The following is a 6,924-nucleotide window of genomic DNA, read 5'->3' on the forward strand; positions in this document are numbered from 1 at the left end:
GAAGGCGAGCACGGTCGCGGCGAGCGCGATCAGCCCGACGGCGAGGAGCGGACCGGAACGCTGGCGCGGCAGGGTCACCAGGTTTCCTTCGGACGCACGATCGTCACCGACTGCCGCCCCTCGCGCTGCTCGCCGACGGGCAACCGGTCCTGCAAACTCTGGTTGGCCGCGCCGGGGGTGTGCTGGGTGTAGAGGACCTCGCCGTCGGGGAGCACGGCGGTCACGACGGCGGTGTGGTGGCTGACGCCGTCGGGGTGGTCGCCGGGGCCGTCGTCGTAGTTGAAGTACACGACGTCACCCGGTTTCGCTTGCGCGACAGGCACTTCCGAGCCGCCGTGGGCGAGGAAGAACTTGCGCTGGGCGTCGGAGTTGTACCAGGACTCGGTGTGGGTCTTGCCCTCGATGAACGGGACGCCCATATCACCGGCGGCGGAGGTGCCCCAGTTGTCGTCGTCGAGGGTGCCCCAGCTCGAGAAGTCCATCTTGTCGCGGAGGCCGCCCTCGCGCAGGCTGTGCGAGGCGAAGTTGGCGCAGTTGTTGTCGAAGACGTCGATGCTCGTGTCGTCGGCGTGGGCGAGGGCCCAGGCGACGGTCTTGGTGGGGTCGTAGCCGCGGCCGTCGTCGCGCAGGCCGTTCTTCACGTCCTCGGGAATGCCGCGCAGATTGCACAATTCGACGGGGACCGCGCGCATGAGTGCCTGCTGCTGTTCGGGGGTCAGGCCCGCCCACCATTCCGCCACCTGAGCCTCGGTCAGGCCGTCCGGGAGCGAATCACGCAGGGCTTCAAGGGCTTTCTGCACGGCGGTGGCCTGCCGGGCCTGCGCCTGCGCGGCGTCGATGGCGTCGGGGTCGACCGAGACCGCGTTGATGGCGTCCACGCACGCCTGATCGGCCTGGGTGGCGGCCTCGACGGCGTCGTCGATCGTGCGCTGGACCTCGACCATTTCGAGGAACATCAGCGCGTCGGGGACGGCACCCTTGGGAATGGTGACCCGGCCGTTGCCGTCGACGGACAGGCCGAGCTGACCGGCGCGCTGCACCGCGCCGGTCAGCTCGCACTGGGCAATGCCCACCGCGTCCTGAAGGGTGTCCAACGCGGTCGTCGCGCCGCGAGACAGGGTGCTGGCGTTGACCATTCGGTTGGCGATCTTGACCAGGACGTCGCGCGCCCGGTCGCCGGTCTTGTCGGGCCAGCTCTCGGACAATTCCTTGATGCCGTTGTCGTGGATGTTGTCGGCAGTGCGCTCGGTCTGTTTGGAGACCGCCAGCATGTCGTCCGCGGCGGTCTGCCAGAGTTGCGGTTTCGCGTCGCGTAAATCGACAAAGGTAACCATCGAACCCCCTCCAGTGCTAGCGCACATTCTACCCGTGCCGCACCACGTCGAGCGCCCACACCACGCCGAATCGATCCCGCAAAGTGCCATACGCCTTGGCCCAGCCCGCCGGGCCCAGCGGGACCACGACGGTCGAGCCTGCGCTCAGCGCGTTCCAGTAGCATGTGACCTCCTCAACGGTCTCGCCGCGCACGGAGACGAAGACCGAGTTCTCGCCTCTGTCAGTCGAACTACTTCGATCCGCTGCCCGTCCATGGCGAAGATCAGCACCCGTCCCGCAGTGTGATGGCGCTGGCTGACCTCCGGCGCGACGCGGCCGTGGCGCAGCGAGCACCGCGTCGGCGTGTACAAGTCCCTCATTGTTGGATCCAGCATCCTCACCGCGTGGCGTCAGCGGCGGGACGAAGGTGCGTTCCACCTCACTCTCGTCGAGCTGCCGGACGGTGTTCTGATCAACCGTGCTGACCCGGATATAGCCCGCCCCTCGTCACCGAAATCCCTTCTCACGCACCAAATGTCAGGCTGGACTCGAACACCGACGTAGACACACCTATTGATCGTACCGTTGTTTGACGGTACATTAATCGGCGATATGATCGTCGTCACCTGAGAGAGGACCCAGGCATGACAACAGTGCGACCCCCCTCGGAGGTGTCCGCGGATGCGCTGCATGCGGAAGATGCGGGATATCACAAAGCGTTGCGTCCGCGTCAGCTGCAGATGATCGCGATCGGTGGCGCCATCGGTACCGGGCTGTTCCTGGGTGCGGGTGGGCGTTTGGCCGGGGCGGGCCCGGGATTGTTCATCGTGTACGCCGTTTGTGGCGTGTTCGTGTTCTTCATTCTGCGGGCGCTGGGTGAGTTGGTGCTGCATCGTCCGTCCTCGGGGTCGTTCGTTTCCTATGCCCGTGAGTTCTACGGCGAGAAGCTGGCTTTCGCGGTCGGGTGGATGTACTTCTTCCAGTGGTGCATGACCGGGATCGTGGATATCACCGCCGTCGCCACGTATGTCCATTACTGGGGGGCCTTCGCGGCGATACCGCAGTGGCTGATCGCCCTGGTCGCCCTGGCCCTGGTGGTGGGCATCAACCTCGTCTCGGTGAAGTGGTTCGGTGAGCTGGAGTTCTGGGCCGCGCTGATCAAGGTCGTCGCGCTGGTCACCTTCTTGATCATCGGCACCGTCTTCCTCGCGGGCCGGTTCACCATCAAAGGCCAAACCACCGGTCCGAGCGTGATAGCCCACAACGGCGGGCTGTTCCCGAGCGGCGTCCTGCCACTGGTTCTCGTCACCACGGGTGTCGTATTCGCCTACGCCGCAGTGGAACTGGTTGGCACGGCGGCCGGCGAGACGGAGAACCCGGAGAAGATCATGCCGCGTGCGATCAACTCCGTCATCGCCAGGATCGCACTGTTCTACGTCGGATCGCTGGTGCTGCTCGGCCTGCTCCTGCCCTACACCGCCTTCAAGTCCGGTGAGAGTCCCTTCGTCACCTTCTTCTCGCGGATCGGCGTGGACGGTGCCGGGTCGGTCATGAACCTGGTGGTGCTGACCGCGGCGTTCTCCAGCCTGAACGCCGGCCTGTATTCGACCGGCCGGATCCTACGGTCGATGTCGATGAACGGCAGTGCGCCGGCGATCGCGGCGCGGATGTCCCGCGGCGGCGTACCTTACGTCGGCATCCTGGCGACCGCGGCGATCGCGCTCATCGGTGTCGGCCTCAACGCGGTGGTGCCGGAGAAGGCATTCGAGATCGTGCTGAATATGTCGACGCTGGGCACCATCACCTCGTGGGGCGCGATCGTCGTCTGTCAGCTGCAGCTGTGGCGTTGGTGGCGCAAAGGGCTGGCGGAGCGTCCATCGTTCCGTTTGATCGGCACGCCCTATACGAGCGTGGCGACGCTGGTGTTCCTGGTGACCGTAGTGGCGTTGATGGCATTCAGCGACGACGAGGTACAGCGCGGCGCGGTGTTCACGGGGGGCGTCATCATGGTTCCGGCGCTGGTCGGCGGGTGGTTCCTGGCTCGCAAGCGAGTGGCGAGTATCGCACAGCAGCGGGAGGGCATCACGGGTCGGTTCCCGGTTCTGGCCGAGCGTCCGCTGCGCCGGAACGATGGCGGCGAACCGGCCACGGTTCTCGACGAACACGGGCAAGAGTAGGAACGTCGGCAAAGATACCGAGCGCGAAAGTCGCGGGATCGCTGAGTCGATCGGCGCGCGCGAACTCACCTGCACCACGGTGCTTTCGGCTCGAAATCGTATGCACGGAGACCGCGGCGCCGGGCTCAGCTTGTGGCGGTCTCGGCTCGCGGGTAGCTGTAGGCGATTCCCGGCTGATACCAAACTCCTTGGCAAGGACCGACTTCCGCTCACCGGACGCGGCGCGGGGTGGTGCACCGGCACTGCGTGCGCGAGCGGGGGACGGGGGGTGCGCACGATCTTCGCCTGCGACTTCCTCGCGTCGGAAGAGCTCAGACAGGAGATCAACCGCGGGTAGCAGGTGGTGGAGAACTGGAACTCCGCCAACACCGTCGTGTTCTACGGCAAGGACTCCCAGCTCACCGGCGCCGGGCGCGAACACGTCGGGGTCTCGATGCTGGCGCTGCACCTGCTGCAATCGGCGATGGTGCACATCAATACCCTTCTGCTCCAAGCCGTCCTGGAGAATCCGGAATTCCACGACCTGATCGGCGAGAACGAACGCCGGGCGATGTTCGCCGTTGTTCTGGTCGAATATCAACCCTTATGGCCGATTCCGGCTCGACGTGGACACACGCCTGGACCTGAGCCGAGAACGTGTTGCGGGCTGGAGAATTCCTGCACGTCGGAAGTGGCCGCGAAGCCGGACCAGCAGTGGACGTTGTCACTGCAACGGGACGTCCGCAGTCAGTCGGTCCACGAGGAAGGCGAGGATCTCGTCGCGGGCCGCGGCGGTCGGCTCTCCCGCCGTATCGACCAGATGCGCGGTGACCACACTGTGCGGGCAGCCGACGATCTGCGAGAAGAACTGCGGCGGAGAGGGATTCGCCGCGTCGGCGGGCAGCACTCGCGGCTCGAAACGCGGACCCAGCGCTGCGGCGTAGGCGGCGAAACGCTGCGCGGTGCAAAACCGGTCGCCCTCGAAGCGATAGGCGCGCACCACGAGATCATCGCGATCGAGTCGCTCCCGCACGGCCGCGAGCTCACCGGGCGAAATCTCCAGTCCGCCAGGCTCATCCAGTGGCAGCGACGGCTGGCACAACACCGGCGCCAGCATCGCGGGCTCGAGCATCATGGTGAGCGCGAAATTGCCGGTGAAGCACATACCCAGCGCGCCGACCCCGAGACCGCCGCATTCGCGATGGGCCAGGGCTGCCAGCGCACGCAGCCACACCGTGACCGGGCTGGACTTGCCCGCGCCGAAGGCCCGGAATTCCGCGCTGACACAGGCTCTTTCGAAGACTTCCACGCCGGCCTCCGCCTCCGGATAGGCACCGTCGCGGCCGAACAGTGACGGCAGGTAGACGGTGAGTCCGGCCTCGCGCACCCAGCGGGCGAAGCGAGCCACATCGGGACTGATGCCGGGCATTTCCGCCATGACGATGACCGCCGGTCCGTTACCGCTGACGTACACGGTGCGGGCTACTCCGTCGAGCGTGATCGACCGAGGTGTGAAATCGGCGAGGTCGTCGTCGAGAGAATCCTGCGGGAGAGATTGCTGCACACCCAAACTCTGCCGCAGCAGGTCAGCACACCGCCATCGGCGAGAGCGCCACTCTTCGGTCTAGTCTCGCCACATGATTACCCACCTCGCGCTGGACGGTGTGCTCGAAGGTGCACTCGGCCTCGGTGTCGACATCGTCGACACGGCAGCCGGGATCGCCGGTGACGCGACGGGCGGGCGGCTGCGACAGCGCGTCGCATCACTCGATCGGCTACCGGTCCGATCCAGCGGTGGTCGGTTGATCAGCGTCGATACCGAAACCCCGCTCGGCGCGGCGGGATTCGAACCCGGCGACGTTCTGGTGCTGCCGGGGCCGTCCGCGTCCAGCGAAGCGCGTGTCGAGGAGCTGCTGACCCGACCCCGGACCATGCAGGCCGTCGAAATCATCCGGCGTGCCGCTGATTCCGGCGCTACGGTGGCTGCCTCCTGCTCGGCTGTCTTCGTGCTCGCGGCCTCGGGTCTGCTGTCGGGCCGGGCCGCCACCACTACGTGGTGGCTGGCGCCGCTGTTGGCCCGCCGCTTCCCCGATGTCACCGTGCACTCCGATCGCATGGTGGTCGACAGCGGCGCAATACTCACCGCCGGTGCGGCTTTCGCCCACACGGATCTGCTGCTGGCGCTGGTTGCCCGCCTCGGCGGCGGTGCACTGGCCGAGCAGGTGGCTCACTACCTGGTGCTCGATGCCCGCATGTCGCAGTCGCGCTACATGGTGCTCGAGCATCTACGGGCCACCGACCCGGTGCTGCGCGCCGTGCAACAGCACGTGCACGCCAATCTGCACCGGCAACTATCGCTGGACGAATTGGCCGGTGTCGCAGCGGTTTCCCCGCGCACTCTGACCCGCCGCATCCGCGACCGCGTCGGCGTGTCACCCATCCAATATGTTCATCGCCTCCGGGTCGGGCACGCGGCCACCCTGCTCACGACCACCCGCGAACCCGTCGACGTGATCGCGGGCGCGGTGGGTTACGCCGACCCGGCGGCCTTCCGGCGCATCTACCGCAGGCACACCGGCGAGACACCGACCGCCACCCGCACCCGCGCGGCCGCATCGACCTGATGGGAGTCCACTGGTACATAAAGCCCTGTTCGGCCAGGTAGCCGCCGCGATCACCGTGCTTGTTCGGTCGCCGGCGTGAGGTAGCGGTGCAGTGATGTCTTCGGGATGTCGGCCTTGCTCGTGATTTTCGCCGAGGCCATTTCCCTTTTTCACGGAGCAGTCGGGCGTAGTCGATCTTGTCGTCGGGCCAGGCGGTGGGTCGGCCGATGTGGCGGACTTGGATTCGGCAACGGCGCGAGCGTGGGCGGCGCGTTCGACGGTGAAGGCGCGTTCCATCTCCGCGAACAGCGCGAGCAGCAGGGACGCGATACCGCCCATGCCCTCGTCGGCGGTGTAGATCGGGAGCAGGTCGGCCAGCGTGCGCACGCCGATTCCCTTTTTGCCGCGGTCGTGGACGAGGTTCAGCACTCCGCGCAGGTTCCAGCCGAGCTGGCCGAGGGTGTAGGCGACGACGGTGTCGGCGGGGCGTGCGTATTCGAGCAGTCAGGCCGGGCCGGGCGACCGTGGCGTCGGTGTTCTTATCGACGTAGATCCGTTCGTCGGTCCGGCAGTCCGGTGTTGGTGAGGGCGTCGAGCTGGCGCTCGCGGCTCTGCTTGATGGTCGAGACCCGGGCATAGCCACCACTGGAACAGCTCGGTGTCGCGACGGGGTCACGCAGCGGCTGAAGGGGAATGTCCAGCCCTTACATCGGCTGAGTTTGCGGAATTGTTTCCTGCGATATAGCCGTCGTCACAACTTTTCGGCTGCGGTGCACAGGACCGCGTCGAGCAGGCCGGGAAAGTGGGCGTTGAGTTCGTCGCGTCGCAGGCTGAGCATGCGCCGGGCTCCA

General features: G+C 66.5%; 4 protein-coding genes and 2 pseudogenes. 3 read left to right on the forward strand and 3 right to left on the reverse strand.

Going from position 1 to position 6,924, the window contains the following annotated elements:
- Nucleotides 1–74 precede the first annotated feature (74 nt).
- Complete coding sequence (locus NM2_RS46630; RefSeq protein WP_067684178.1) at nucleotides 75–1,334, reverse strand: amidase domain-containing protein; 1,260 nt, start codon at nucleotides 1,332–1,334, stop codon at nucleotides 75–77.
- Between the two features lie 624 nt (nucleotides 1,335–1,958).
- Between NM2_RS46630 and NM2_RS46640 the strand changes: the two genes are divergently transcribed.
- Entirely contained in the window at nucleotides 1,959–3,491 is a 1,533-nt protein-coding gene (locus NM2_RS46640) for an amino acid permease (protein ID WP_067684181.1), read from the forward strand.
- 343 nt (nucleotides 3,492–3,834) lie between these two features.
- A pseudogene (locus NM2_RS53300) lies at nucleotides 3,835–3,993 on the forward strand (Tn3 family transposase); the annotation flags it as partial.
- A 201-nt stretch (nucleotides 3,994–4,194) separates the two neighbouring features.
- On the opposite strand, the gene NM2_RS46650 reads toward NM2_RS53300, so the two are convergent.
- The gene (locus NM2_RS46650) at nucleotides 4,195–5,034 is read right to left on the reverse strand and encodes a dienelactone hydrolase family protein (protein WP_067684190.1); all 840 of its coding nucleotides are present in this window, start codon (nucleotides 5,032–5,034) and stop codon (nucleotides 4,195–4,197) included.
- 73 nt (nucleotides 5,035–5,107) lie between these two features.
- On the opposite strand from NM2_RS46650, the gene NM2_RS46655 reads away from it, so the two are divergent.
- Nucleotides 5,108–6,094 carry a GlxA family transcriptional regulator gene (locus NM2_RS46655; RefSeq protein WP_067684186.1) on the forward strand — a complete coding sequence of 329 codons (987 nt, stop codon included), beginning with the start codon at nucleotides 5,108–5,110 and terminating at the stop codon, nucleotides 6,092–6,094.
- A gap of 234 nt (nucleotides 6,095–6,328) precedes the next feature.
- Here NM2_RS46655 and NM2_RS53305 read toward each other — a convergent pair.
- A pseudogene (locus tag NM2_RS53305) lies at nucleotides 6,329–6,577 on the reverse strand (recombinase family protein); the annotation flags it as partial.
- Between the last annotated feature and the right edge of the window lie 347 nt (nucleotides 6,578–6,924).

The organism is Nocardia miyunensis NBRC 108239 (genome assembly GCF_001613065.1).
In the GTDB taxonomy this organism is placed as follows: Bacteria; Actinomycetota; Actinomycetes; order Mycobacteriales; family Mycobacteriaceae; genus Nocardia; species Nocardia miyunensis.

What these genes read in the sequence shown, in the direction of transcription:
- NM2_RS46630 (WP_067684178.1), bottom strand. Translation starts at nt 1,334, where the DNA reads ATGGTTACCTTTGTCGATTTACGCGACGCGAAACCGCAACTCTGGCAG.
- NM2_RS46655 (WP_067684186.1), top strand. Translation starts at nt 5,108, where the DNA reads ATGATTACCCACCTCGCGCTGGACGGTGTGCTCGAAGGTGCACTCGGC.
- NM2_RS46640 (WP_067684181.1), top strand. Translation starts at nt 1,959, where the DNA reads ATGACAACAGTGCGACCCCCCTCGGAGGTGTCCGCGGATGCGCTGCAT.